Annotated in this window: 24 protein-coding genes and 1 pseudogene; 9 read left to right on the forward strand and 16 right to left on the reverse strand. The window is 71.3% G+C overall.

Annotated features, from left to right (window positions below):
* Positions 1–42 precede the first annotated feature (42 nt).
* Complete coding sequence (locus ACZ1IK_RS08695; RefSeq protein ID WP_465098463.1) at positions 43–1515, forward strand: hypothetical protein; 1473 nt, start codon at positions 43–45, stop codon at positions 1513–1515.
* A 25-nt stretch (positions 1516–1540) separates the two neighbouring features.
* On the opposite strand, the gene ACZ1IK_RS08700 is transcribed toward ACZ1IK_RS08695, so the two are convergent.
* From ACZ1IK_RS08700 to ACZ1IK_RS08735, 8 genes are all read right to left on the reverse strand, one after another.
* Entirely contained in the window at positions 1541–1954 is a 414-nt protein-coding gene (locus ACZ1IK_RS08700) for a DUF805 domain-containing protein (RefSeq protein WP_020626549.1), read from the reverse strand.
* A gap of 10 nt (positions 1955–1964) precedes the next feature.
* Positions 1965–2231, reverse strand: coding sequence for a DUF7010 family protein (locus ACZ1IK_RS08705; protein WP_230278152.1), 267 nt, complete (start codon positions 2229–2231; stop codon positions 1965–1967).
* An 8-nt stretch (positions 2232–2239) separates the two neighbouring features.
* Positions 2240–2563, reverse strand: coding sequence for a hypothetical protein (locus ACZ1IK_RS08710; protein WP_020626551.1), 324 nt, complete (start codon positions 2561–2563; stop codon positions 2240–2242).
* 479 nt (positions 2564–3042) lie between these two features.
* Positions 3043–3555: a GNAT family N-acetyltransferase gene (locus ACZ1IK_RS08715; RefSeq protein ID WP_020626554.1), complete on the reverse strand. Its 513-nt coding sequence runs from the start codon at positions 3553–3555 to the stop codon at positions 3043–3045.
* Positions 3556–3635: 80 nt separating this feature from the next.
* Positions 3636–4049 (reverse strand): VOC family protein, encoded by a 414-nt coding sequence (locus ACZ1IK_RS08720; RefSeq protein WP_036314920.1) that lies wholly within the window; start codon positions 4047–4049, stop codon positions 3636–3638.
* Between the two features lie 45 nt (positions 4050–4094).
* On the reverse strand, positions 4095–4277 hold the full coding sequence (locus ACZ1IK_RS08725; RefSeq protein WP_020626556.1) for a hypothetical protein: 183 nt from the start codon (positions 4275–4277) through the stop codon (positions 4095–4097).
* 308 nt (positions 4278–4585) lie between these two features.
* Entirely contained in the window at positions 4586–6085 is a 1500-nt protein-coding gene (locus ACZ1IK_RS08730; RefSeq protein ID WP_036314923.1) for an aldehyde dehydrogenase family protein, read from the reverse strand.
* Positions 6086–6122: 37 nt separating this feature from the next.
* Positions 6123–7217, reverse strand: a complete 1095-nt coding sequence (locus ACZ1IK_RS08735; RefSeq protein WP_020626558.1) for a zinc-binding dehydrogenase — start codon at positions 7215–7217, stop codon at positions 6123–6125.
* Positions 7218–7454: 237 nt separating this feature from the next.
* Between ACZ1IK_RS08735 and ACZ1IK_RS08740 the strand changes: the two genes are divergently transcribed.
* Positions 7455–9074, forward strand: a complete 1620-nt coding sequence (locus ACZ1IK_RS08740; RefSeq protein ID WP_159227960.1) for a helix-turn-helix domain-containing protein — start codon at positions 7455–7457, stop codon at positions 9072–9074.
* A gap of 121 nt (positions 9075–9195) precedes the next feature.
* Here ACZ1IK_RS08740 and ACZ1IK_RS08745 read toward each other — a convergent pair whose 3' ends face one another.
* Together ACZ1IK_RS08745 and ACZ1IK_RS08750 are read right to left on the reverse strand one after the other, a co-directional pair.
* Complete coding sequence (locus tag ACZ1IK_RS08745; RefSeq protein WP_256748831.1) at positions 9196–10518, reverse strand: MFS transporter; 1323 nt, start codon at positions 10516–10518, stop codon at positions 9196–9198.
* Positions 10515–11243, reverse strand: a complete 729-nt coding sequence (locus ACZ1IK_RS08750; protein ID WP_036339527.1) for a class I SAM-dependent methyltransferase — start codon at positions 11241–11243, stop codon at positions 10515–10517. Before ACZ1IK_RS08750 ends, ACZ1IK_RS08745 begins: the two co-directional genes overlap by 4 nt.
* Positions 11244–11538: 295 nt before the next feature.
* Between ACZ1IK_RS08750 and ACZ1IK_RS08755 the strand changes: the two genes are divergently transcribed.
* From ACZ1IK_RS08755 to ACZ1IK_RS08780, 6 genes are all read left to right on the forward strand, one after another.
* Entirely contained in the window at positions 11539–12888 is a 1350-nt protein-coding gene (locus ACZ1IK_RS08755; RefSeq protein ID WP_036339520.1) for an O-acetylhomoserine aminocarboxypropyltransferase/cysteine synthase family protein, read from the forward strand.
* 1 nt (position 12889) lies between these two features.
* Entirely contained in the window at positions 12890–14194 is a 1305-nt protein-coding gene (locus tag ACZ1IK_RS08760; protein WP_036339517.1) for a cystathionine gamma-synthase, read from the forward strand.
* The gene (locus ACZ1IK_RS08765) at positions 14191–15237 is read left to right on the forward strand and encodes a DUF1852 domain-containing protein (RefSeq protein ID WP_012751106.1); all 1047 of its coding nucleotides are present in this window, start codon (positions 14191–14193) and stop codon (positions 15235–15237) included. Before ACZ1IK_RS08760 ends, ACZ1IK_RS08765 begins: the two co-directional genes overlap by 4 nt.
* Positions 15234–16265, forward strand: coding sequence for a methionine synthase (locus ACZ1IK_RS08770; protein ID WP_036339515.1), 1032 nt, complete (start codon positions 15234–15236; stop codon positions 16263–16265). The genes ACZ1IK_RS08765 and ACZ1IK_RS08770 overlap by 4 nt, the downstream gene beginning before the upstream one ends.
* Before the next feature lie 195 nt (positions 16266–16460).
* Entirely contained in the window at positions 16461–16802 is a 342-nt protein-coding gene (locus tag ACZ1IK_RS08775) for a luciferase domain-containing protein (protein ID WP_010080039.1), read from the forward strand.
* A 75-nt stretch (positions 16803–16877) separates the two neighbouring features.
* Positions 16878–17390: a helix-turn-helix domain-containing protein gene (locus ACZ1IK_RS08780; RefSeq protein WP_012751105.1), complete on the forward strand. Its 513-nt coding sequence runs from the start codon at positions 16878–16880 to the stop codon at positions 17388–17390.
* A 37-nt stretch (positions 17391–17427) separates the two neighbouring features.
* Here the strand turns inward: ACZ1IK_RS08780 and lysE are convergent, their stop codons facing one another.
* Positions 17428–18042, reverse strand: a complete 615-nt coding sequence (lysE, locus tag ACZ1IK_RS08785; protein WP_036339513.1) for an L-lysine exporter — start codon at positions 18040–18042, stop codon at positions 17428–17430.
* A 71-nt stretch (positions 18043–18113) separates the two neighbouring features.
* Here lysE and ACZ1IK_RS08790 point away from each other — a divergent pair, with 71 nt between their 5' ends.
* Positions 18114–18989, forward strand: a complete 876-nt coding sequence (locus tag ACZ1IK_RS08790; protein WP_012751104.1) for an ArgP/LysG family DNA-binding transcriptional regulator — start codon at positions 18114–18116, stop codon at positions 18987–18989.
* A 24-nt stretch (positions 18990–19013) separates the two neighbouring features.
* On the opposite strand, the gene ACZ1IK_RS08795 is transcribed toward ACZ1IK_RS08790, so the two are convergent.
* The 5 genes and pseudogenes from ACZ1IK_RS08795 to ACZ1IK_RS08815 form a co-directional block, all read right to left on the reverse strand.
* Complete coding sequence (locus ACZ1IK_RS08795) at positions 19014–20084, reverse strand: GNAT family N-acetyltransferase (RefSeq protein ID WP_010080043.1); 1071 nt, start codon at positions 20082–20084, stop codon at positions 19014–19016.
* 1043 nt (positions 20085–21127) lie between these two features.
* Complete coding sequence (locus ACZ1IK_RS08800) at positions 21128–21496, reverse strand: hypothetical protein (protein ID WP_044659264.1); 369 nt, start codon at positions 21494–21496, stop codon at positions 21128–21130.
* Entirely contained in the window at positions 21493–21876 is a 384-nt protein-coding gene (locus tag ACZ1IK_RS08805) for a TetR/AcrR family transcriptional regulator (RefSeq protein ID WP_044659263.1), read from the reverse strand. Before ACZ1IK_RS08805 ends, ACZ1IK_RS08800 begins: the two co-directional genes overlap by 4 nt.
* Before the next feature lie 282 nt (positions 21877–22158).
* Positions 22159–22533, reverse strand: a pseudogene (locus ACZ1IK_RS08810) (integrase core domain-containing protein); the annotation flags it as partial.
* A gap of 48 nt (positions 22534–22581) precedes the next feature.
* A complete protein-coding gene (locus tag ACZ1IK_RS08815; RefSeq protein ID WP_078025632.1) occupies positions 22582–23835 on the reverse strand; it encodes an IS256 family transposase in 1254 nt (417 codons plus the stop codon).
* Between the last annotated feature and the right edge of the window lie 103 nt (positions 23836–23938).

A 23938-nucleotide genomic window follows, 5' to 3' on the forward strand; every position in this document is an offset into this window, starting at 1 on the left:
TGTGAATCAGTCGCATCTTCTCGCTCTCGTGAAAGGCTCCCCGTGTCCCACTTCGCCCCGCAGCGCCGTTCCACGCGCACCGCCACCTTCTCCGCCACCCTCGCCGCCGCGGCCATCGCCCTGACGGCGTGCGGCGCGGACGCCGACCCGTCCGGCCCGACGTCGGCACCCGCCTCCGCCGCGGGCGGCTCCGAGTCGCCGGCGGGTGAGGCGACGGCGGCCTCCTCCGTCTCCGCGGAGGACCGCGTCGACCCGACCCAGACCACCGAGGTCTCCGCGGTGACGCCGCGCATCCTGCTCTCGCACGAGGACGGGCTCACGCTGCTCGACGCCGAGTCCGGTGAGGTGGTGAAGGAGCAGGACATCACGGGCTTCAAGCGGCTGAGCAACGCCGGCAACGGCAAGGACGTCCTGGTGACCACCGGGAACGGCTGGGAGGTGTTCTCCACCGGCATCCAGGCCAAGGCCCACGGCGATCACGTCCACCACTACGAGTCCGCGCCCGGCATGACCGGCGTGACGTTCCCGGGTGAGCATCCCGGCCACGTCGTCACCCACAACGGCAAGACCACCCTCTTCGCGGACGGCACGGGCGCGATCCGCACCTTCGACTCGACCCACCTGGACAAGGCGACCCCGGACCTCATGCCCGTCATGACGGAGGCCGAGACCGAGGACCCGCACCACGGCGTGGCGCTCGAGCTCTCCGACGGCACCCTCTTCACCACGCAGGGCACCGAGGACTCCCGCAACACGCTCCAGGTGATCGACCCGAAGACCAGCGAGGTCACGGCCGAGACCGACGACTGCCCCGGCAGCCACGGCGAGGCCGCGGCCCAGCCGACGGAGGCGGGCGACGTCGTCGTGATGGGATGCGAGAACGGGCCCGTCGTGTACCGGGACGGCGAGTTCCACAAGGTGGACGTCGAGACCGAGTATCAGCGCTCCGGGAACCTGTTCGGGCTGCATGACTCGCCCATCGTCCTGGGTGATCACAAGGTCGAGGAGGAGCCGGAGGAGGCCGTCGAGCGGCCCACGGTGATCGCCCTCATCGACACCCGCACCGATGAGCTCACCACCGTGGACCTCGGCTCCTCCTACTGGTTCCGCTCGCTCGGCCGCGCCGAGGACGGTTCCGCGGTCGTGCTGACCTACGACGGCGAGGTCACCGTGATCGACGAGGAGACCGGTGAGGTCGCCGCCGAGTACCCGGTGATCGAGCCGTGGAAGGAGAAGGACGAGTGGCAGGAGCCCGGCCCGATCCTCAAGGTGGCCGGGAACACCGCCTACGTCACCGACGCGGAGGCCCAGAAGCTCGTGGCCGTCGACCTGGAGACCGGTGAGACCGTCCTGGAGAAGGACCTGGAGTTCGCCCCGGTCGAGATGGCCGTGGTCACCGGCGAGCCCGAGTCCGTGAAGCCCGAGGAGGGCGCTGATGCCGAGTCCGGCCACGACGAGCACGCCGACCACGATCACGGCCACGAGTCCGACGAGCACACCGACCACGATCACTGATCAGGTCGGGCCAGGGGAGCGGGGGTCAGCGCCGCGCGGCCGTGGCCCCCGCCGGCACCGGGTCCGACGCATCGGCGGGGTGTCCGAGGCGCGGGGCGGACGGCTGGAGCGCGAACACGAGCAGCGTGAGCGGGCCGACGAACGGCACCAGCCCGAGGAACAGCCACGCGCGGCTGAAGCCGGCGTCGTGGAGGCGCCGGGCGAGCAGGGCGAGCGAGGGGAGTGCGTGCGTGATCCCCACGAGGAGGACGGCCGCGTCGCGGAGGGACAGGTCCGGGGAGCCGAGGAGGAACACGTCCAGGACGGTGGACACGAAGTGAACGACGGCCTGCAGGAGCCACACGTAGAGCGCCGCGAGCCAGAAGTCGGCGCGGGACGCGCGCCCGCTGAACTGCGCGTAGCCGGCGTAGTAGCGGCGGATGGCCTGAAGCATGGTCATGGTCCGGCCCTCAGTCCTGCCGAGGGGACGCCAGCAGACCCTGTGCCGCGACGATCACGAGCATCGCAGCTCCCGCTTCGGCCGCCCCCGCGGGCCCGGCCACGGGATCGCCGAGAACCGCGACTACGGCACCGGCGAGCCCCAGCACGGCCATCGCCCCGCCGATCCACCAGAACACCGGGGCCTGGAATGCCCGGGCGAACGGGAGGAAGTGGCCGCCCACCACGGCGGCCACCAGGGCGATCTGCGCCGTCGGTGCGTCGAGCGCGAGTGCCACCAGGCGTGTCACGGGGAGGAGCGCCAGCATCGTGACGACGGCGATCCCGTAGACGCGCCGCGGGCGGGCGCCTGCACGGCGGGCAGCACCCGCCGGCGCAGCAGCACGACCACCAACGTGAAGCCGATCAGCGCGATCGCGCTGCCGCGCAGCGTGCCCTGGTGCTCGGCCGGCAGCCCCGCGATCCCGCCGAACAGGAAGGCGCCGCCGCCGACCACCCCGATCAGCCCGCCCCACACCACCGGGTGCCGGAGGTGGCCGATCCCGCGGACGGGCGGGTCGTCGTCGAAGTGGGCCGGCCGCATGGGGCGGGCCGTGGTCGTGTCCGTCATGGTTCCCCCTCGCATCACGTGTGACATGCGTCATCCTGCCATGACGGGTGGACGGGTCAGGCCCCCTGTGGACAGGCCCCGATGATCATCAGCGGGTGCTCCGCCGCGTCGAATGGGCGGCCGTGCCAGCCGCTCCAGACGCGGTCCACCGCCAGGTCCACCGACGCCGGCTCGATCAGCTCCGCCGTGCCCCGCCGCCACTCGACGCGGTCCCCGCCGGGGCGATCCCCGCGACGACGCGGGCGTCATCGTAGGCGCGGCGGTTCGTCTCGGCCGGGTCCAGATGCATGGACGGCACCGTATCTTGAAGATGACCGCATGCACCGCCAGCTGGACCACGAGGAGTTCGACCAGCGGCTCGAGGGCTGAGCCGCCGCGGTCTGCCGCGCTCACCCCACGAAGACGCAGAAGCGCCTGGCCGGCTGGGCGCAGGGCGTGTCTCCTCAGTGGGCACGCACCCATGGCGGCAGTTCAGTGCGTCATGCCTCTTGGCCGTGGCTGCTGTAGACCACGATCGGCGCTCTACTGGGATCGCGCGTCCTCTTCCACACGGTCATGCCAATTCGTTCGGCCACGCGACGGGAAGCCATGTTGTCGGGGTTGATGATCGCGGTGACCATCGTTGCGTCGAGGGTCTCGAACCCGTGTCGCAGGCAGGCAGAGGCCCCCTCGGTTGCCAGTCCCTGTCCCTGGCGTTCAGGCAGGACGTGGTAGCCGACCTCGAGGACCTCCTGGCCGTCGACGTTCTGCCAGGTCAGGCCGCAGTCACCGATGAAGTCGCCGGTGGTCCGGTGTTCGATGACCCACAGGCCGAACCCATGCTTGGCGTAGTTGTCCTTCGACCAGTTGATCCACCGCTGCACCTCGTTGCGCGACTTGGCCCGCGGGTAGTAGCGCATGACCTCCGCGTCTCCGCGGAGCCTGCACATGTCGTCGAGGTCAGCGTCGGTCATGCACCGGAACGTGAGTCGATCGGTGGGTTGCGGGATCACCCGACGACCTTACCGACGGCACTGAACCGGCTTCTTTGTCTTCGACATGTGCGTGAAACCACCCCCGCGGTCTGCCGCGCTCACCCCACGAAGACGCAGAAGGGGTGGCCGGCCGGGTCCGCGAACACGTACAGGGGCTCGTCCTCGTCGTCGGAGCGGTCCTGGACGAGGCGCCCGCCCAGGCGCAGGGCGTGGTCGTGGGCCGCGTCGAGGGAATCGCGGTCCGGCACGGTGAAATCCAGGTGCAGCTGCATCGGCACCTCGGGTGACGGCCACGTGCTGGGCTTCAGTTCGTCGGTGCGCTGGAATGTCAGGACGCGGCGGCCGTCGTCGTCCAGCAGCACGAGCCAGTCCGCGCTGTCCGGCTCGCGACCGTCCGCGAGCTCGTCGCCCGCGCGGTAGTGGAGGCCGAGGAGCTCGCGGTAGAACTCCGCGACGGAACGGATGTCGACGGCGTCGATCACCGGCTGCTGGAGCACGGGGCGAGTGACCATGGCCACACACTAAGCGACCTCGGTGTCCGCGTCAGCGTCTCGGCCTCAGTCGACGTCGTCGCGCCCCGCATCCACCCACCGCGCGGCCGGCACGACGGCGGCCAGCGAGACCACCGCCAGGACCTGCCACCCCGCGAGCGCCCAGCCGACCCCGAGCGCACCGCCTCGATCAGTGGCTGATCCCTCGCCGCCCATCCGGTGGCGGGGGATCAGCCGTGCGGTGGGCACGAGGCCACGGATGGGACCGAGACTTGCGGCGCTCCCGCTTGCGGTGGCCGTACCGGTGGCTGAGAGGCGAATGCGAAAAGCGTGACCGGCCCGATCTTCGGATCAGACACAGGAAGATCCAGGCGCGGTTGAAGTCAGCGTCGTGGAGCCGGCGTCGTAGCGCCGGATTGCGTCGCTGAAATGCAGGGCCTTGCCCTCAGCCCTGCCGCGACGGGCGGATGCGGCAGGCGCCCCTGTGAATGACCACCGATGTCGGTCAGCCGCCGCAGGATCCCACCCGCGGCGGCTGACCGACTGGCGTTCGTCTGTCAGAGTGCGATGGTCACGGACTTCACCTGGGTGTACAGCTCCAAGCTCTCCGCGCCCAGCTCCCGGCCCCAGCCGGACTGCCGAAAGCCACCGAACGGCAGCTGCGAGTCCAGGGCATGGAAGGTATTGACCCACACCGTGCCGGCCTTGAGCCGTGCGGCCACGCGGTGGGCACGGGAGACGTCCCGGGTCCACAGGGCGGCGGCGAGGCCGTATACCGAATCGTTCGCGGCGCGGATCACTTCGTCCTCGTCGGTGAACTTCACGGAGACGGCCACCGGGCCGAAGATCTCCTCGCGGACAATGGACATCTCCGGGGTGGTCTCCGTGAAGAGGGTGGGCTCCACGTAGAAGCCGGCGTCGCCGTGCCGCTGCCCGCCCGTCAGAGCGACGGCACCGTCCCGCTTGCCCTCCTCAACGAAGCCCATCACCCGGTCCAGCTGCTCCTGGGAGACCAGCGGGGTGATGGCGGCGTCCTCGGTGCCCGGACCGATGCTCATCTGGCGCATCTTCGCGGCGAGGGCCTCGTTGAACCGGTCGTAGACGTCGGCGTGCACGAACACGCGCGTGCCGGACTCGCAGGCCTGACCCGAGTTCAGGGTGAATCCCATGAGCGCCCCGTCCACGGCGGCGTCGATGTTGGCATCCGCGAACACGATGTTGGGGGACTTGCCTCCCAGCTCGAGCGACACCTTCTTCAAGTTTTCGGCCGCCGCCCCCACGATCTTCTTGCCCACCTCGGTGGAGCCGGTGAACGCGACCTTGTCCACGTCAGGGTGGGCGGTGAGCGCAGCACCGGCGTCGCCGTGGCCGGTGACGATGTTGACGACGCCAGCCGGCACGCCTGCCTCCGTCAACAGTTCGCCCAGCATCAGTGCTGTCAGCGGCGTCTGCTCCGCGGGCTTGAGGACCACGGTGTTGCCCGTGGCCAGTGCGGGGGCGATCTTCCAGGCCGCCATCAACAGCGGGAAGTTCCATGGGATGATCTGACCGCACACGCCCACGGGCTCGCGCCGTGTGTAGGAGTGAAACTCGGCCTCGGGCGGGGCCAGCAGCATGGATGGAGCATTGACGGCCCCCTGCAGCTTCGAGGGCCAGCCCGCGTAGTAACGGAAGCAGTCCGCAGCGGCGCGGACGTCAAAGGCGCTGGCGATGCCCACGCCTTTGCCCTGGTCGAGGGACTCCAGGAGCGCGAAGTCCTCGAGGCGTTCGGTGATCAGGTTGGAGATCCGCCACAGCAGGTCCTCGCGTACATTCGGCCGCATCCGCACCCATGAGCCCTCGTCGAAGGCGGCACGGGCCGCGGCGACGGCGGCGTCGATGTCGGCCTGCTCGGCGTGCGCCACCGTGGCGAGCACCTCGCCGGTGGCAGGATCCCGGGTCTCGAAGGTCTTCCCGGACGCCGCGTCGACCCATTCACCGCCGATCAGGAGGCGGTGGGGGCGGTCCAGGAAGGCGCGTACTCGCGCGGTCATAGGGGAGTTCGATGTCTCAGTCATGGTGCGTCCTAGGAGTCGTGAGATGGGGAGTGGGGCATCAGAACGAGGTGATGACGGAACGGATCACCTCGCCGTTGAGGAGCCGCTCGTACCCGGTATTGATCTCATCGAGGGAGATCTCCTGGGAGACCATGTGGTCCAGATCCATACGTCCCTGGACGTACAGGTCGGCGTACAGCGGGATGTCGCGCTGGATGTTGGAGGAGCCCATGGCCACCGCCTGCAGGCGTCGCTGTGCGAACAGCGAATCGAGCGAGGCGCCGAACTGGGCCGTGGTCCCGGGCGGGGCAATGCCGATCAGGTACGCGGTTCCGCCAGGTCCGAGAACGTCCTGGGCGAGTTGCTGGGTCACTGGCAACCCGATGGCCTCGAACGCGTGGTCCACTCCGGTGCCCGTGATCCCGAGGACCGCCTCGACGGCGTCCCCGGAGCCCGAGTTGACCACGTCGGTGGCGCCGAACCGGCGGGCCGCCTCAAGCTTGGAGTCGTCCAGGTCGATCGCGATCACGCGCTTGGCGCCGCATAGACGGGCACCGCTCACGGCATTGAGGCCGATGCCACCGACGCCCACGACGGCCACCGTGTCACCGGGCCGTACGTGGGCCGTGTTGATGGCCGCGCCAGCACCGGTGACGACCGAGCAACCGATGAGCGCGGCCTGCGGGAAGGGGATGTCCTCGTTGACAACGGCTAGCTGGTTCTCATGGACGAGTACCTGCTCGGCGAATCCGCCCACGTTGACGGACTGGGCGACGGGCGTGCCGTCCTGAAGTGTGAGGCGTGGCTTCTCCTCCGGCCCCCGCACCACAGCCTCCTGATTCAGGCACAGGGTGGTCTGGCCCGCGAGACACCGCGCGCAGGCCCCGCAGTAGGCGATCAGACAGGCGACGACGCGGTCGCCCGGCTTCAGGCTTGTCACGCTGGGGCCGACCGCGGCGACGACACCGGAGATCTCATGCCCTCCGGCGGCGGGCAGGGGCAGGCCGAAGTCGTGGTCGATGAGGTGCAGGTCCGAGTGGCACAGGCCGGAGGCCTTCACGTCCACCAAGACCTCCCGCCCCACCGGGTCGTCGATCACCACATCATGGATCTCGAACTTGCCCCCGACCTTCATTGCGAGCGCTGCGCGCATAATCGTTCTCCATTCACTAGGGTCGATTCCTGTCGCCTGAATATGACCTAGATCACATGTGGCAGAGTCAGGCTATGACCGGTGCCGTAGGGGCGGGGTGTGCAGTTCTGCGACACCCGCGGCGGCGGTGGCCCATCCTGACGGCGGGGGTCCTGGTGATGTGCGGACGGGCGGCCTAGGCTTCTCGACCGTGATGTGCATCTCAGAGTGGCCGCACGGGCGGGCATAACCGTCATGGTGTCGAATCGCCTCGAGACGGAATCCGGCTGGCGGCGGTCCCGGTTGCACGGGGTGCGCGCAGACGACACGCTGACCACTGCCACTCTCGACGTGCGGGCACGCGCGGCGGCACTCGACCATGCGGTCGCCACCACCCTGGCCGACGTGGCGCGTGATTTCGCCGGCCTTGACCTCTTCCTCTTTGCCTCCGACCGCAGCGGACGACTGATCCGCCTCGTGGGGCCATGGAAATCGGCGTTGGGGGAGCAGATTCGGCGGCGGGGGCTGGATGTGGGGGTCTGCCTGGCCGAGGAGGCGGCGGGGTTCAACGGGATCGGCGCCGCCCTTGAGCTGGGCCGAGGCGTCGCCGTCGACGGGGAGGAGCACTATCTCGACGCGTTCCGGGCCTTCTCCTGCTTCGGGGTGCCCCTCGCGCATCCGGGCGTCGGGCGCGTCCATGGGGCGCTCAGCGTGGTGACGTTCGCCGGGGCGACGCCGACGCTCGTGGAGGGCCTGGCCCGGCACCTCGGACGACAGATTGAGCAGGCGCTAGGCGCGGCCACGTACGCAGACGAGTTGCGGCTTCTGACGGAGTTCCGCCGCCTCACCCGGGGCCGGGGTAGTGCCGTGGTGGGCGTGGGTGAGGAGTCGATCCTCCTGAATGCCGCGGCGGAGCGGTTGGTGCGGTGTCTCGACGGATCGGAGCTGCGGGCCCTGGCGGTGCGAGCGCGGCGGGGGGAGCTCGACGGTGGCGATGTGGGCGTGGCGGGGGGCTTCAGCGTCGCGGACGTGTCCGAGGCGTCTGGCATGACCCTGATGCGGTTGGAGAGGGCCGCGACGGAAACCACGCCGCGTCCCACGCCGGGGGCGGGGCGCGGGACCTGGGCTCCGGCCGTCGAAGCGGCCCGCGAGGCACGGGGCTCGGTGAGCGTGATCGGGGAGCCCGGCTCCGGCCGCACGGCGGCCGCCCGGAGGATCGCTGGCCCCGACGCCGTCATACTCGAGGTCGGCCGCGCCCAGACCCCCGAGGACACGACCTGGCTACGGGGGCTCGAGGCCCTCGTGCGGCGGCCCGGCCCGCCGGTGGTGGTTGACGACGTCGACGCGCTGGAACCTCGGCTCTTGCCAGGACTGAGACGAGCCCTCCGACAGGGGCGGTGCCGGATTGTCATGACCGCCCAGGTGCAGCCGACGACCGATGTCTCGGCCGTGCTCGCGTTGACGGAGCATCGCGTCCAGCTCTCGCCGCTGCGCCGTCGGCTCGCCGAGTTCCCGGCGTTGCTGGCGGCTATGGCGGCCCAGGTGCACGGCGCCTCGGCGCCGATGTTCTCCCCGGAGGCCGTGCGCGTCCTGGCGCAGCAGCACTGGCCGGGCAACCTGGTCGAGCTGGAGTACGTCGTGGGCCGTGTTGGGCGGAGGGCTGGGGGCGGCCGTGTGACGGTGGCTGAGCTGCCCGCATCACACCGTGGGGAAGGGACTGTCCCCCTCCTGGGCCTCGAACGGGCCGAGCGGGAGGCGATCATCGACGCATTGGAGTCGGCCGGCGGCAATAAGGTGCGGGCCGCCGCCGCGCTCGGGGTGAGCCGGGCGACGCTCTACCGCCGCCTGCGCACCCTGCGCATCACGCAGGAAGGCTGAGCGGGGCCAGCCGGGTGCCGGGCTGGACGCGCGGCGGGGTGGTCCCGCGCCGGGCCGACGTTCTCTACGCGGGTCGTCCTTATTCCGGACGGCCCGCGCAAGGAGCATCGGTCGCGCGGATTCAGCGCTCAGCCGTCCTCGGCCCGAGATGTCGCGCGGCCGGCACGACGGCGGCCAGCGAGACCACCGCCAGGACCTGCCACCCCGCGAGCGCCCAGCCGACCCCGAGCGTCGCCCCGAGCGCACCTCCCGCGAGGGTCGCCAGCGGCACGGAGCCCCGGGTGAGGGTGCGGCGCATCGCGGTGACCCGCCCGAGTGTGCCCTCGGGGCAGGCGCGGGCGGTCACGGCGGCCTGGGTGATGTTCCCGAGCAGGACCATGAACCCCCAGAGGGCGGCGCCGGCCAGCAGCCACGGCCCGGCATGAGCGCGGTCGGCGTAGGCCAGCAGGTGCAGCCCCACGGCCACGGCGCAGCCGACCGAGCCGAGGAGGATGCACCGGCGCTCGCCCAGGCGGTCGATGGCCCGGCCCGCCAGGGACGAGGCCGCCAGTGCCCCGACCGCACCGGCGGTGATCTGGACGCCCAGGAACTCCGGCCCGAGCCGCAGGTCGGTCAGGATCCAGACCGCCTCGACCGGGGCGAAGAGGGCCATGCCCACGTTGGCGGCCACCGACCCCATCGTCAGCAGCCACAGGACCGGGGTGCGCCGCAGCACCGTCCACCCCTCCGCGGCGTCCTTCCCGAACCGGGCCCAGCGGGACAGGACGTCCGCGACGCCGGGGTCCCCGTCGTCGTCCGGAATGTCCACCGCGGCGGAGGGCCGCAGCCGTACCCGGAGCGCGACGATCGCCGCCGCGAAGAGGAACGCCGTCGCGATGCCGAGCACGGGTCCCGCGCCCAGCGACCCGACGAGGACGCCCGCCGCGGCGGGCACGATCAACACGAGGGCGGCGTCGGCGGACTCGAGCCGCGCCGTCAGGCGGGCGACGGCGGTGGCCGGCACGACGCGCGGCACGAGCGCGGTCTGGGTGGTCTCGGCCAGCACCGTGAGCACGCCCAGCAGGGCCATGACGGCGGCGAGGTGACCGAACGTGAGCGCGTCGAACGCCCACGCCACGACGAGCGAGCCGAGCACCGCCGCCTTGGCGAGGCCGGTGGCCGCGAGCAGCCGCGGGCTGAGGTGCCGGTCCACCACGATGCCGATGGGCACGCCGAGCAGGAGGAATCCCAACCCGGAGAGCGTCATCAGCACGCCCATGCCGTCGGCGCCCACGCCGAGCAGGAGCACCGCCAGGACGTCCAGGGCGACGTCCGTGGCGGACCGGCCACCCGCGTCGAGGGCGTTGGAGGCGACCAGCCACCGCGCCCGTCCTTCCGGCGGCGGGGGCGTCTCAGCGTCAGGGGTGCGGGGGGCAGGCGTCTGACGACGCGGGTCCGTGCTCACCGCCACACGTGGAGCAGGTAGCCGTAGCTCAGCGACGTCGTTGCGGGGTGCTCGGCGAGCCACGCGTCGGCGACCCCTCGCTCGAACTCCAGCCGCAGGACGGCCTCGAGGTCGGCGCGGGAGTCGAAGGTCCACGAGCTCATGACCTCGCGGGTCTGGGCCCCGACGCCGGCCCACCACTCGCGGGCGTACGTGTCCTGGCCCTGCGCCGCGGCGTTCGTGCTCGCCCGCAGCAGCTCGGCGAACTGGCCGCGCTCGGTGTCGTTGTCGATCACCACGAGCGCGCCGCCGGGCCGCAGCACCCGGGCGACCTCGTCCAGGCCGGGTCGGACGTCCCAGCGCGGGTGCGGGAAGAAGTACGCGAACCGGGCATGCACGACGTCGACGCTCGCCTCCGGCAGCGGGATCTGCTCGGCCGAGCCGTACAGCACGCGCGCCCCGCCGGGGCGGGCGCGGGCGGCCCCCAGCAGGCGCACGTCCGGCTCGACGGCGATCGTCTCGGCCGCGTCGGCGTAGCGGGGCAGCCAGAAGCCGGTGCCCGCACCGAGGTCGAGCAGCGTCCGCCCGGCCCAAGGCGCCGCCTCCTGCAGCGCCGCCCAGAGGGCGCCCTCACGGTCCATGGCCGCGTTCTCTATCTCGTACAGCGCCGGGTCCACGCCCTGGTTGCCCGAGGGACGGAAGTCGGGCAGGCCCGTGGCCGGTCCGCCCGGTGTGCTCTGCGTCATGCCCGGGAGTCTGACACACCCCCCCTCCACGCCGGTCCGTCACACGGGTCTGCCACGGCCCGCCGCGCCCCGGAGAGGCTCCGGCCGGTCCTGGATGGCGCGGTGGCGGCTCATGTGACGCGCGAGCCGGCCGCCCGCTGGACTCGCGGCGGCCCACCGCGTGGGATGGGCTCACCACCCATCCAGAGCGGCCGAGAGATCTGGCTCGACGACGCCGCAGCAACCCGCCCGCCGGACCCGGACCCCCGGGAACGGCAGGCCCGGTGCTACCGCCAGGACCGATGGAGGAGAGCAGATGCCCCGTCACGCCACACAGCAAGTCCACGCCGGCTACGAGCCCGCCGCACCCCACCGGCCGGTCGTCCCGCCCATCCACCAGACCACGGCGTTCCGTTTCCCGGACCACGCCACGGCGGCATCGATGTTCCGGCTCGAGACCCCCGGCTTCACCTACAGCCGCACGGGCAACCCGACCGTCGCGGTGTTCGAGAACCGCCTCGCCGCACTGGAGGGCGGCATCGGCGCGATCGCCACGGCCACCGGCCAGGCCGCCGTCGCGCTGTCCCTGCTGGCGCTGCTGCAGGGCGACAAGCACCTGGTCGCCTCCAGCCAGCTCTACGGGGGCACCGTCGACCTGCTGACGGACACGTTCGCGGACTTCGGCATCGAGGTCACCTTCGCGGACCCGGCGGACCCGCCCGCGTGGGCCGCCGCGGTCCGGCCCGACACGCGCGCGTTCTTCCTCGAGGCCATCACCAACCCGCTCGCCACCCTCCCGGACCTGCCGGCGCTCGCGGACCTCGCCCACGCGGCCGGTGTGCCCGTGGTGGTGGACAGCACCCTCGCGACGCCGGCCCTCTACCGGCCGCTGGAGCACGGCGCCGACGTCGTCGTGCACTCGGCCACCAAGTTCCTCGGCGGGCACGGCGCGGTGCTCGGCGGCGCGATCGTGGACGGCGGCACGTTCGACTACGGCGCGGCGCCGGACCGGTGGCCGCAGCTGGCCCGGCCCAAGGCCCGCTACGGCGGGCAGACGCTGGTCGAGCGGCACGGCCGCGGCGCCTACCTGACGCTGGCCCGCAGCAAGTTCCTGCACGACCTCGGCCCCACCCTCGCCCCCGCGAGCGCGGCGCAGTTCATCCAGGGGCTCGAGACGCTCGACCTGCGCGTGGCCCGCCACACCGCCACCGCCCTCGCCGTGGCCGAACACCTGGCCGGGCACCCCGCCGTCGCGCGGGTGCACCACCCCGGCGTGGCCGGGCATCCCAGCGCGGTGCTGGCCGCCCGCGACTTCCCGGACGGCGTCGGCTCGGTGTTCTCCTTCGACCTGGCCTGCGGCCCCGAGGCCGTGGCCCCGTTCCTCGACGCGCTCGAGCTGTTCCAGCTGGTGGTCAACGTCGGCGACGCCCGGTCCCTCGTCTCCCACCCGGCGACCATGACGCACTGTCGCCTGACGCAGCAGCAGCGCGAGGACGCCGGGATCGCCGAGACCACCGTCCGGCTCTCCATCGGGCTGGAGTGTCCCGACGACCTGATCGCAGACCTGGACCGTGCCCTGGCCGTGGTGACCGCCGCCGGGCCGGCCGTCCCCGCCACCACGCCCGCCGTCCCCGAGACCGCCGCCGTCACCCAGGAGGTGCGCTGAGATGACCGCCGTCCACCACACCACCCGCTCCGTGTCCCGTCCCGCCGTCCGCGGCTTCACCACCACCGCCGTGCACGCCGGGCAGGAGCCCGACCCGCTGACCGGCGCCGTGGTGCCGCCGATCTACCAGACCAGCACCTTCGTGCAGGACGGCATCAACGTGCTGCGCGCCGGGCATGAGTACAGCCGCGGCTCCAACCCGACCCGGAACGGCTTCGAGACCCAGCTCGCCGCCCTCGAGCACGGCGACCGGGCGTTCGCGTTCGCCTCCGGGCTCGCCGCCGAGGACGCCCTCCTGCGGGCCGTGCTGCGCCCCGGTGACCACATCGTGCTGGGCGGCGACGGCTACGGCGGCACCCACCGCCTCATCACCACCGTCCTCGAGCCGTGGGGTGTGTCCAACACCCCCGTGGACATCACCGACCCGACGGCGGTCGCCGCGGCCGTCCGTCCCGGCCGCACCGCGCTGCTGTGGGTGGAGACGCCCTCCAACCCGCTGCTCGGCATCGCGGACCTGGCCGCCTGGGCGCAGATCGCCCACGACGCCGGCGCGCTGCTGGTCGTGGACAACACGTTCGCTTCGCCCTACCTCCAGCGGCCCCTCGACCTCGGCGCGGACGTGGTGGTGCACTCCACCACCAAGTACATCGGCGGGCACTCGGACGTGCTCGGCGGCGCCGTGGTGGTGGCCGACCGCGAGTTCCGCGGCCGGGCGCTGGCCGAGGCGGTGGCCTACCAGCAGTTCGCCGCCGGTGCGGTCGCCGGCCCGCAGGACTCCTACCTCGCCGCCCGCGGCCTCAAGACGCTCGGCCTGCGCATGGACCGGCACGGCGCCAACGCCGCCGCGCTCGCGGACTGGCTGCAGGGCCGCCCCGAGGTCGCCCAGGTCTTCTACCCCGGGCTGCCCGACCACCCGGGCCATGCACTCGCCGCGCGGCAGATGGACGGCTTCGGCGGGATCGTCTCCATCCGGTTGGCCGGGGGAGAGGCCGCGGCCCGCGCCTTCGCCGAGGCCACCGAGCTGTTCGCGCTCTCGGTCAGCCTCGGCGGGGTCGAATCGCTGCTCTGCTACTCCTCCGAGATGACCCACGCCTCCGTGCGGGGCACGCCCCTGGCCGTCCCCACGGACCTGGTCCGGCTCTCCGTCGGCATCGAGGACGTGGCCGACCTGCAGGCGGACCTCGAGGCGGGCCTCGAGTGCGCCGCACGCGTCGCCGCCGGCCGCGGGGCGCCGTCGTCGTCCACGGTGCCCCGTCCCGCCCACCACCGCACCACCCGCGCCCGCACTCCGGAGAGGACCCGATGAGCCACGCCACCCTTGTCCCGAGCACCGTGCCCACCCGCGTGGACGACCTGACGTTCAGCATCCACACCACGCCGTTCGACGAGGACTACACGCCCGCCGCCAGCACGCGCGCCACCACGAACTTCGCGAACCTCGCCCGCGGCGCGGACCGGCGGGAGAACCTGCGCGCCGCCCTGGCCATGATCGACGGGCGCCTCAACGACCTCGCCCCCTGGGACAACCCGGAGCGGGACCGCTACACGGCACGGATCGAGATCGTCTCGATCGACGTGCACTTCACCGCCGACGACGGCGCAGACGTCGACTTCCCGCTCATGGAGATGCTCGACGTGCGGGTGGTCGAGCGCGCGACGGGCGCCGTGCTCGGCCGCAGTGTGGGGAACAACTTCTCCTCCTACGTCCGCGACCACGACTTCTCCGTGGTGCTGCCCGCGCACGCGGCGACGTCGCCGGGGACCGAGGAGCCCGACGGCTTCGGCGACCTGCACGGGCGGCTGTTCCGGCACCTGCTCGACTCGCAGGCGTACCGGGATCGGTTCCCGCAGCCGCCCGTGATCTGCATCAGCGTGTCCACGAGCCGCACCTACCGGCGGCTGACGAACGAGCACCCGGTGCTCGGGGTCGAATACCGCCAGGACGAAGCCTCCCGCACGGACCGCTACTTCGGCCGGATGGGCCTGGGGATCCGGTGCTTCCTGCCGCGCGGGGCCGTGGCGCCGCTGGCGTTCTACTCGCGGGGCGACCTGCTCAACGACCACGCGAACCTCTCCCTGGCCGGGCTGATCGCCACCATGGAGACCTTCCAGCGGATCTACCGGCCGGAGATCTACAACGCGAACGCCGGGGCCGGCGAGGTGTACCGGCCGCGCCTGGACCACGGCGACTTCTCGCAGACCCGGATCGCCTACGACCGCGAGGAGCGGGCCCGCCTCGGCCGGGAGCAGGGGGAGTACACGCAGGAGCACTTCGTGGGCCCGCACCGCGACCTGCTGGAGCGCTGGGCCGCCGCCCACGCCGCACGAGACACCGAGGAGACCCGATGACCACCCTGATCCCCACCGCCCTCGTCGGCAGCCTGCCGAAGCCCGGCTGGCTCGCCGAGGAGGAGACGCTCTGGTCGCCCTGGAAGCTCGAGGGGGAGCAGCTGCGCGAGGGCCAGCTCGACGCGCTCGCCCTCGCCGTGGCCGACCAGGAGCGCGCGGGCGTCGACATCGTCTGCGACGGCGAGCAGACCCGCCAGCACTTCGTCACCACGTTCATCGAGCACCTCGGCGGCGTGGACTTCGACCGGCGTGAGACGGTGCGGATCCGCGACCGGTACGACGCGAGCGTGCCGACCGTCGTCGGGGAGGTGGGCCGACCGGCGCCGGTGTTCGTGGACGACGCGAAGGCCCTGCGCGCGCGGACGGACCGGCCCATCAAGTGGACCCTGCCCGGGCCGATGACCATGATCGACACCCTCGCCGACCGCCACTACGGCAGCCGCGAGAAGCTCGCGTGGGAGTTCGCGCGCATCCTCAACGAGGAGGCGCGGGAGCTGGCGGCGGTGGGCGTCGACGTCGTGCAGTTCGACGAGCCCGCGTTCAACGTGTTCTTCGACGACGTCCGCGACTGGGGCGTGGCGACGCTCGAGCGTGCGGCCGAGAGCCTGACGTGTGAGACGGCCGTGCACATCTGCTACGGCTACGGGATCAAGGCGAACAACGACTGGAAGGCCACGCTCGGGGAGGAGTGGCGCCAGTACGAGACGTCGTTCCCCCTGCTGCGCGAGTCCACGATCGACACGATCGCCCTGGAGCGGCACCACTCCCGGGTGCCGGCGGAGCTCATCGGCCTGCTGCGCGGCAAGAAGGTGATGGTCGGCGCGATCGACGTGGCGAGCGACGAGATCGAGACGCCCGAGGAGGTCGCGGCGACCCTCCGGGAGACCCTCGAGTTCGTGGACGCGGACAAGCTGATCGCGAGCACCAACTGCGGCATGGCGCCGCTGGCTCGCTCGGTGGCGCGGGACAAGACGGCGGCGCTCGTGGCCGGTGCCCGGCTCCTCCGGGAGGAGCTGGGCGGGGAGTGAGGGGGCCTGGTGGCCTTGCCTGGCCGGCGGGGCCCCGTCTGGATCGTCTGCATGGATCCTGATGCGAGCCCCCGTGTCCGGCTCACCGCTGACGATCCCCGGCCGGGCGGTCGTCCCGCGACGTCGACCGAGGGGCCCCACCGACAGCTTGATCAGCGATCATCGCCGGAGCTGTGGGGCCGTCTGGTCGCTGCGGTGTTCGCCCTCGACGGCGTCGAGGAGGGCCACAGCACCGTCTCGCCAGCAACGTCGCGCGCCGTCCACCTGACAGGCCGGCCGGAGGAGCGCACCCCGGAGGTCAACCTCTCACCAGGCCGGCGCTGGGAGCCGGTGCACCTGCATGGGGTGGACGACACGTCAGTGCACCTCGTCCTGGCGCCCGAGCGCGGCGTCCGTCTGGCCGAGCTCGGATGGCTCGAACCGCATGGCTACGCGGACTTCGGCACGGAGTGGATGCTCTACGGTCCGCGGGACGAGGCAGAGCTGGCAGTCGTCGTCGGGATCATCGAGGAGTCGCTCGCCTACGCGCGCGGTTGACGCAGCGCCCCGGAGCGGGGAAGCGGACGCGAGAGGAAACTGCGAATTTTTCGTTTTCGCGGGTAGTCTTGTTCCATGACTGCGACGGTGAATGACAAGCACACGGTGCTGCCGCCGACGGACCTCGAGGAGATGCTCGACGTCGGCAGGTTCCTCGACGGCCTGACGCAGCCGGCCGCCCTGGTCGGCCCTGATGGGCAGAAGGTCCCCCTGCCGCCAGAGGCTTTCAACGTCCTGCGGGACGTCGTCGAGGCGATGCGGGTGGGCAAGGCCATCACGGTGGCACCCGTCGACCAGCTGCTCACGACACAGGAGGCGGCGAACTTCCTCGGCATCAGTCGTCCCACGCTGGTGAGGCTGCTCGAGGAGGGCGCGTTGCCGTACGAGAGGACGACCGGTGGTCGGCACCGACGCATCCGGCTCCAAGACGTCGTGTCCTATCAGCAGCGGAAACGCGGGGAGCGGCGTGCCTCGCTGAGCGACCTCGTAGGGGAGGCCTCGCCTGCGGGGCTCTACGACCAGAAGGCGGAGTCCTACCGCGAAGCGTTGCGTCAGGCTCGCGCCGACCTCCGGGGTGAGCGCGGGTAGTGGCTCGTGCCGGAGGCGCGCTCCGGCGTCTGCCGGCTCAGTCCCACACGTCGGAACCGGCGATGAGCCGGACCGCGAGCACCGCCATGACCACCGCGATCACCACGTCCACCACGCGCCACGCCTTCGGGTCGGCGAGCACCCGGGCCAGCAGGCGCGCGCCGTAGCCGAGCGCGGTGAACCACAGGACCGAGGCGGCGACGGCGCCGGCGGCGAAGACCCACCGCGCGTCGGGGCCGTGCTGGTTGGCGAGGCTGCCCAGCAGCACCACGGTGTCCAGGTAGACGTGCGGGTTGAGCCAGGTCAGCGCGAGCGTGGTGGCGATGACCGAACCCGCGGTGCGCGGCGCCTGCTCGGCCATGAGCCCCTGCGGGCGCAGCGCGGCACGCAGGGAGGAGACCGCGAACCAGAGCAGGTACAGGGCACCGCCCCAGCGCAGCACCTCGAGCAGCCACGGCACGGCCTGCACGAGCGCGCCCACCCCGGCGGTGCCGGCCAGGATCAGCACGGCGTCCGAGGCCATGCACACCAGCACGACGGCGCCCACATGCTCTCGGCGCACGCCCTGGCGGAGCACGAAGGCGTTCTGGGCGCCGATGGCGACGATGAGGGCGAGTCCGGTGAGCAGGCCGGTGCCGGCGAGGGTCCACATGGGTGAGGACGCTAGAGCCCGGCCGGGCCTGAGCCAAACGAAGAGAACTGCAGGTGCCTAAGCTCTACTTCATGAACCTGGATCAGCTGCAGGCGCTACGTGCGATCGCCGACGAGGGCTCGTTCGAAGCGGCCGCGTACGAGCTCGGCGTCAGCGCCTCCGCGGTCAGCCAGCGCATCCGCGCCCTGGAGCGGGAGGTGGGCCAGGTGCTGCTCCGGCGCGGCACACCCTGCGAGCCGACCGAGGCCGGCATCGGCCTGGTGCGCGTGGCCCGGCACATGCGGGTGCTCGAACAGGAGGCGTGGGCCGGGCTGGGCCGCACGGCGGCCGGGCGCAGCGTCACCTCCCTGGCCGTGCCCGCCGACGTGCTGGGCACGTGGTTCGGGCCCGTCCTGGCCGAGGCCGCCGACTGGGACGACACGGTCCTGGACCTGCACGTCGAGGACCAGGACCACAGCGCCCGGCTGCTGCGCCGGGGCGAGGTGCTGGCCGCCGTCACCACGGAGCCGCAGCCGGTGCAGGGGTGTGCGGCGGAGCCGCTGGGGAGCATGCGCTACGTCCCGCTCGCCTCGCCCGCCCTGCTCGCCCGGCACGCGGCGGGCGACGTCGTCGACCTCGGCGCGATGCCCATGATGCGCTACAACGCGAAGGACGACCTGCAGCGCCTCGCGCTGAGCGGCGCCGGGCTGGACGTCGCCCCGCCCACGCACCTGGCGCCGTCGTTCGACGGGTTCCACCGGTCCGTCCGGGCCGGCCTGGGGTGGGGGATGCTCGTGGACGCCCAGGCCGTCGAGGACGTGCGCGCCGGCCGGCTGGTCCGCGTGCCCGGGCTCGACGACGTCCTCGTGCCCCTGTACTGGCAGGCGGCCACACTGCCCGTGACGCGCCTGGTGCGGCTCACGCGGGCGGTGCGGGAGGCGGCCCAGCGGACGCTCGAGCGGGGGTGAGGCGGCGCCGCGGGTCGCGGGCCGTCAGCGACGTCGCAGCGGTGCCGGCGCTTCCATGGACGCCTCGGCCAGCACGGGCCGGAAGCCCAGCGCCTCGTTGACGTCGAGCATGTGCCGGTTCTCCTCGGCGTTCCACGTGATGATCGCGCGGGCCCCGGGCAGCGCGTCGCGCACGGCGATGAGGTTCGCCGCCTTCACGCGCATGCCGAGGCGGTGGCCGCGGTGCTCGGGCAGCACGATGGTGTCCCACTGGTCGATGAGCCCGTCCGGGCGCGAGCGGGGCGCCACCAGCTCGCTCAGGGCAACGATCCGACCGGTGGCGCGGTGCCGCGCCACCGCGCGGAAGAGGCGCCCGGTCGTGAGGATCTGCTCGTCCATGCGACGCACGCGGGCCGCGTCCCACACCTGCTCCACCACGGTGCGTTCCCCGGAGGGCACGTCCGTGGCCATGCGGGCCTTGAGGACGGCAAGGTCGTCCTGCAGGGACGCGTCGGCCGCGCCCTCCCAGGCGTGGAGCTCGTAGTCCGACGAGACGCGTTCGGCCTCGGCCAGGGCGACGGCGGGGTCGATCCCCGGATCGGCGAAGTCATACCGGCTCACCCGCTCGATCTGGACGAGCGCGAAGCCGTAGGACTGGGCGAGACGCACACCCGGATGTTCGGCGGACACCGCGCCGGCGCCGTTGGGCGGGGTGAGCGTCCGTTGCCCGGCCACCGGCCGCGGCGTCAGCGGCCAGGTCTCGAAACGGGTGAGGCCGGCGGTGTCCAGGACGAGCCGCTCGGCCAGTGCCCGGCCGTGGCCGCGTCCGCGGTGCCGCGGGTGGACGTAGACGTTGAGGGCGGCCGCGTCAGGGTCGTCGACCTGGTTGATCAGGACGCGGGCGTAGCCGACCGCCTCGCCGTCGACGTACGCCAGGTAGCGGCGCAGCGTGTGGTCGGTCTCGGCGGCGGCCTGGATGAGCGCGTCCGTGGGGGTCTCGTCCCACTCGGTCGTGCCGATCAGTTCGTGGTTGTACTCGTCTCCGAGCTGGCAGTAGGCCCGCCAGTGGGGGTCGTCCGACGAGACGGGCAGGGGGAATTCGATGATGTCAGGCATGCGGTGACTGCTTTCTGAAGAAAGGGGTGGGCGCAGAGGCACCCGTCGAGCCGTGCTCGAGACGGGCGCGCGGGGAGGCCGGTGGTGGGTCGTCGGACCCACGGCGTCACTGCTGCTGCATCATGGGGTGAACTGTGTCACGATGCGGATCGGTGGGCAAGGGCCTTTGCTGTCGAGATGCAGGCAAGGTTCCACACGACGCGCGGTGGACTCTTCGCGTATCGGGCGGGATCCGGTCGGCGTGACACTGGGTGTCCAGGTGGGCGCCCCCGCGCACCCCAGGGCTCGCTCGAAACGTACGGACGGCTGCCGCTCTAGCGGGTTGGTTGTGGCGAGCCGTGCGGCGGGCGGGCAGGGCCGGAGGTGGCGCACACGGCGCATGGCGGGGCCCCTCGTCACTAACGACCGATTTAGCCGGATGAGCGTGCTCTGATCGACCGGACATCCTCAACCAGGCGGCTCGCCTGGTCGTGATCGTCCACTACGACGTTGAAGAGCGACCCGTCACGGGTCCGGATCGTGACGCGGGCCCGACCGCCGTTGTTGATGCGGACCCCGCCGGGGGCTGAAGCGCGGCCCGTGACGAACCAGTTGAGGAGTCCGTGGTTCATGCCGTCATCACTGGCTGAAGTGATGTCGGAGATCTCCGAGACGGGAATCGCTCGCCTGCAGAACGGCGCGTGAATCCGCACCTCTGGCGTCGGACCCTCAGGGACGTCGACAGTGATTCGAGCCCCTAGGCTCACCAAGCGGTTTCCACGGACTGTCACTCTCATGCGCCCACGATCCGGCATGATGCGGTTCCGACACCAGGGCGGAGGGCAACAACTCACCCGCCCCAACTTCTCCAGCTGAGGTTATGCCGGACAGCGATCTGTGCGAGATACCGGACATTCATCGGCGCAAGTCACACCGCCTAGCAGGCGACGTGGGGAGACTGCCGGAGACATCTGGGGCGCGTGCCACAAACGACCGATTGTGCCGCCTGGGCGAGCTTGCCGGACGGGCGGGGCGATCCGTCGGCGCCCCGATTCTCTGATGGTTTAGCTCTGGGCGGGTTCGATCGCCCCGTTGACGAGCCGCACGACCTCGTGGGGGTCCTCGACCGTGACCATCACGCGCTCGTACTCCTCCTCCGGGCTCAGGGTGAAGACGACGACCTTCTCGTAGCCTGAGATGTTCCAGAACTGCTTGTTCCCGCCAGCGTGGAAGGTGCCGGAGAGCTTGTTCGGCAGACCCAGTCCGGGGCCACGCCACCCCTTGGGCTCGTTGCGCAGGTCTGGATCGTAGGTCGCGCCCAGGACGTGCTCCAGGGGGAACTGCAGCTTGCCAGTGAAGGACCACAGCTTGTCTAGGCCGGTGGGCTCAATGGTCAGGGTGCCATCCTTGATGGTGACCGTGTTGTTGCTCATGAGGTGCTCCTTTTCTGCGGGGTCGAGATGCCGGCTCGGGTGAACAGGCGCTCGGCGAGGACGGCGGGGGTGATGTGGAAGCGGGCGAGGACGGCGGCGACCTTCTGCTGTATGCGCTCATCGGACGGAGCAAGATCGGTCAGCGCCACCAGGCAGAGGTCCAGTCGGGTGGCGGGGTCGACTTCTGGCTCGCATACGTGGTCGAGGGCGCGCAGGAACAGGCCTTGCTTGCTGCCGAAGACGCCGTAGAGGCTGCTGCGGTTCACGCCCGTGGCCCGCACGAGGTCCTCGACGGAGGTGGCGTGGAACCCGCGGTTGCAGAAGACGTCTACCGCCGCGGCAATGGCGGTCGCTTCGTTGAACTCTCTGGGCCTGGGCATGGTTACAGAATGATCGTTCCAGAACGATCAGTCAAGACCGGAATGGCCTAGGGGGAGTTGGGTGCCAGCTGCGGGTCGGTTTCCAGCGGAGCGGGCCCCGCGTGGGAGCTGTCTGGCGAGGGTTGTGGCGAGGATTCAGTCCGCCCCACACGACCGTTTGCGCCCTTAGTCCGAACACGGAGAGTGGCTGGGCAGATGCGTCACGGGAGTTTTCGCCGAGGGGCCTCTCGGCGTGCGTCTGATGCGACACTGGCCGCATGAATATCGCTTGGACCAGACGGCCTAGGTGTAGGAGGGCATGACGTTGTTGACACGCACCGGGGCCAACGAGGCCGGTGGAGCATCTCCGCAGGAGGTATGCGGCCGATGGTAGTTGTAGTGATTCACCCACACCTGAAGGGCCTCACGCCGGGCCGTCTCTGAGGTATACGGGCGGGCGTAGAGGACCTCATCGACCATCAGCCGGTTGTAGCGTTCGACCTTCCCGTTATGGCGGGGCGTGTAGGGCCGGATCCGGTGGTGCCGGCCCCCGAGCGAGACCACCTTGGCGGTGAAGTCCACGGCCCGGTAGTTGTTGCCGTTGTCCGTGATCACCCTGTCGATCCGGATGCCGTGGGCGGCGAAGAACGCCCGCGCCCGGCAGAAGAAGCTCACGGTCGGGTCAAGCCCCTCGTGATGGTGTAGCGGTCTGATCCTTCATGGGGGTCAGGCGCTGAGGCCGAGGGTGAGTTCGGTGTCGGGGTCCACCTCGTCTCCGGTGTTGGTCACGGTGGTGAGCCTGCAGCGGGCCAGGACTTCGAGACCGAGGTAGCGTCGACCCTCGGCCCATTCATCGGTCTGCTCGGCCAGCACCGCACCCACTAGCCTGACGATGGCCGCCCGGTTGGGGAAGATGCCCACCGCGTCGGTGCGACGGCGGATCTCCCGGTTGAGCCGCTCGGCCGGGTTGTTCGACCAGACCTGCGTCCAGACGTCCTTCGGGAACGTGGTGAAGGCCAGGATGTCCGCCCGGGCGGCGTCGAGGTGCTCAGCCACGGTGGGCAGCTTCCCGCTCACGTAGTCCAGGAGCCGGTCGAACTGCGCGTGCACGCTGGCCGCATCGGGCTGGTCATAGACCGAGTGCAGCATGGCTTTCACGGCCGGCCACATGTTCTTCGGGGTGATGCCCATCAGGTTCGCCGCGTAATGGGTGCGGCAGCGCTGCCACGTCGCTCCGGGCAGGTTCGCCGCGATGGCGTCCTTGAGTCCGGTGTGGGCGTCAGAAGTGACCAACCGGACCCCGGCCAGGCCGCGGGCGACCAGGTCGGCGAAGAACTCGTTCCACGCCGCCCCGGTCTCCGAGGTGGCGACCCGCAGGCCCAGGACCTCGCGGTGGCCGTCAGCGTTGACCCCGGTGGCCAGCAGCACCACGGCGTTGACCACGCGCCCGCCCTCGCGGACCTTCATGCTCAGCGCATCGGCGGCCACGAACGTGAACGGGCCGGCCACCCCGAGCGGGCGGTGGCGGAAGGCCTCGACCTGCTCGTCGAGCTCGGTGGCCATCCGGGAGACTTGGGACTTGGACAGGGCGTTGACGCCCAGAGTCTTGACCAGCTTGTCCATCCGTCGGGTCGAGACCCCGGCGAGGTAGCAGTCAGCGACCACGGTGATCAGCGCCGACTCCGCTCTCTTCCTGCGTTCAAGTAGCCAGTCCGGGAAGTACGTGCCCGATCTGAGCTTGGGGATGGCCACGTCCAGGGTGCCGACCCGGGTGTCCAGGTCCCGGTGGCGGTACCCGTTCCGCTGAGCAGTGCGCGAGGAGCTGGGCTTGCCCCATTCGGCACCGACCACCGCGTCGGCATCCGCGGACAGCAAGGTGTTGATCATGGTCTGCAGCAGATGGCGCATCATGTCCGGGGACGCTTCAGACAGGGCTTCTCCGAGCAGGCCGGCAGGGTCGAGAATATGAGGAGCGGTCATCGTGATGACTCCATTCGAGGATTCTGTGGAAGGTTGACTCGACGGATCACACGGTGGCCGCGACCACGTCTGAGACGACACGCCCGACCACCGGGCGCTACAC

Source organism: Micrococcus sp. CS26 (assembly GCF_055522295.1).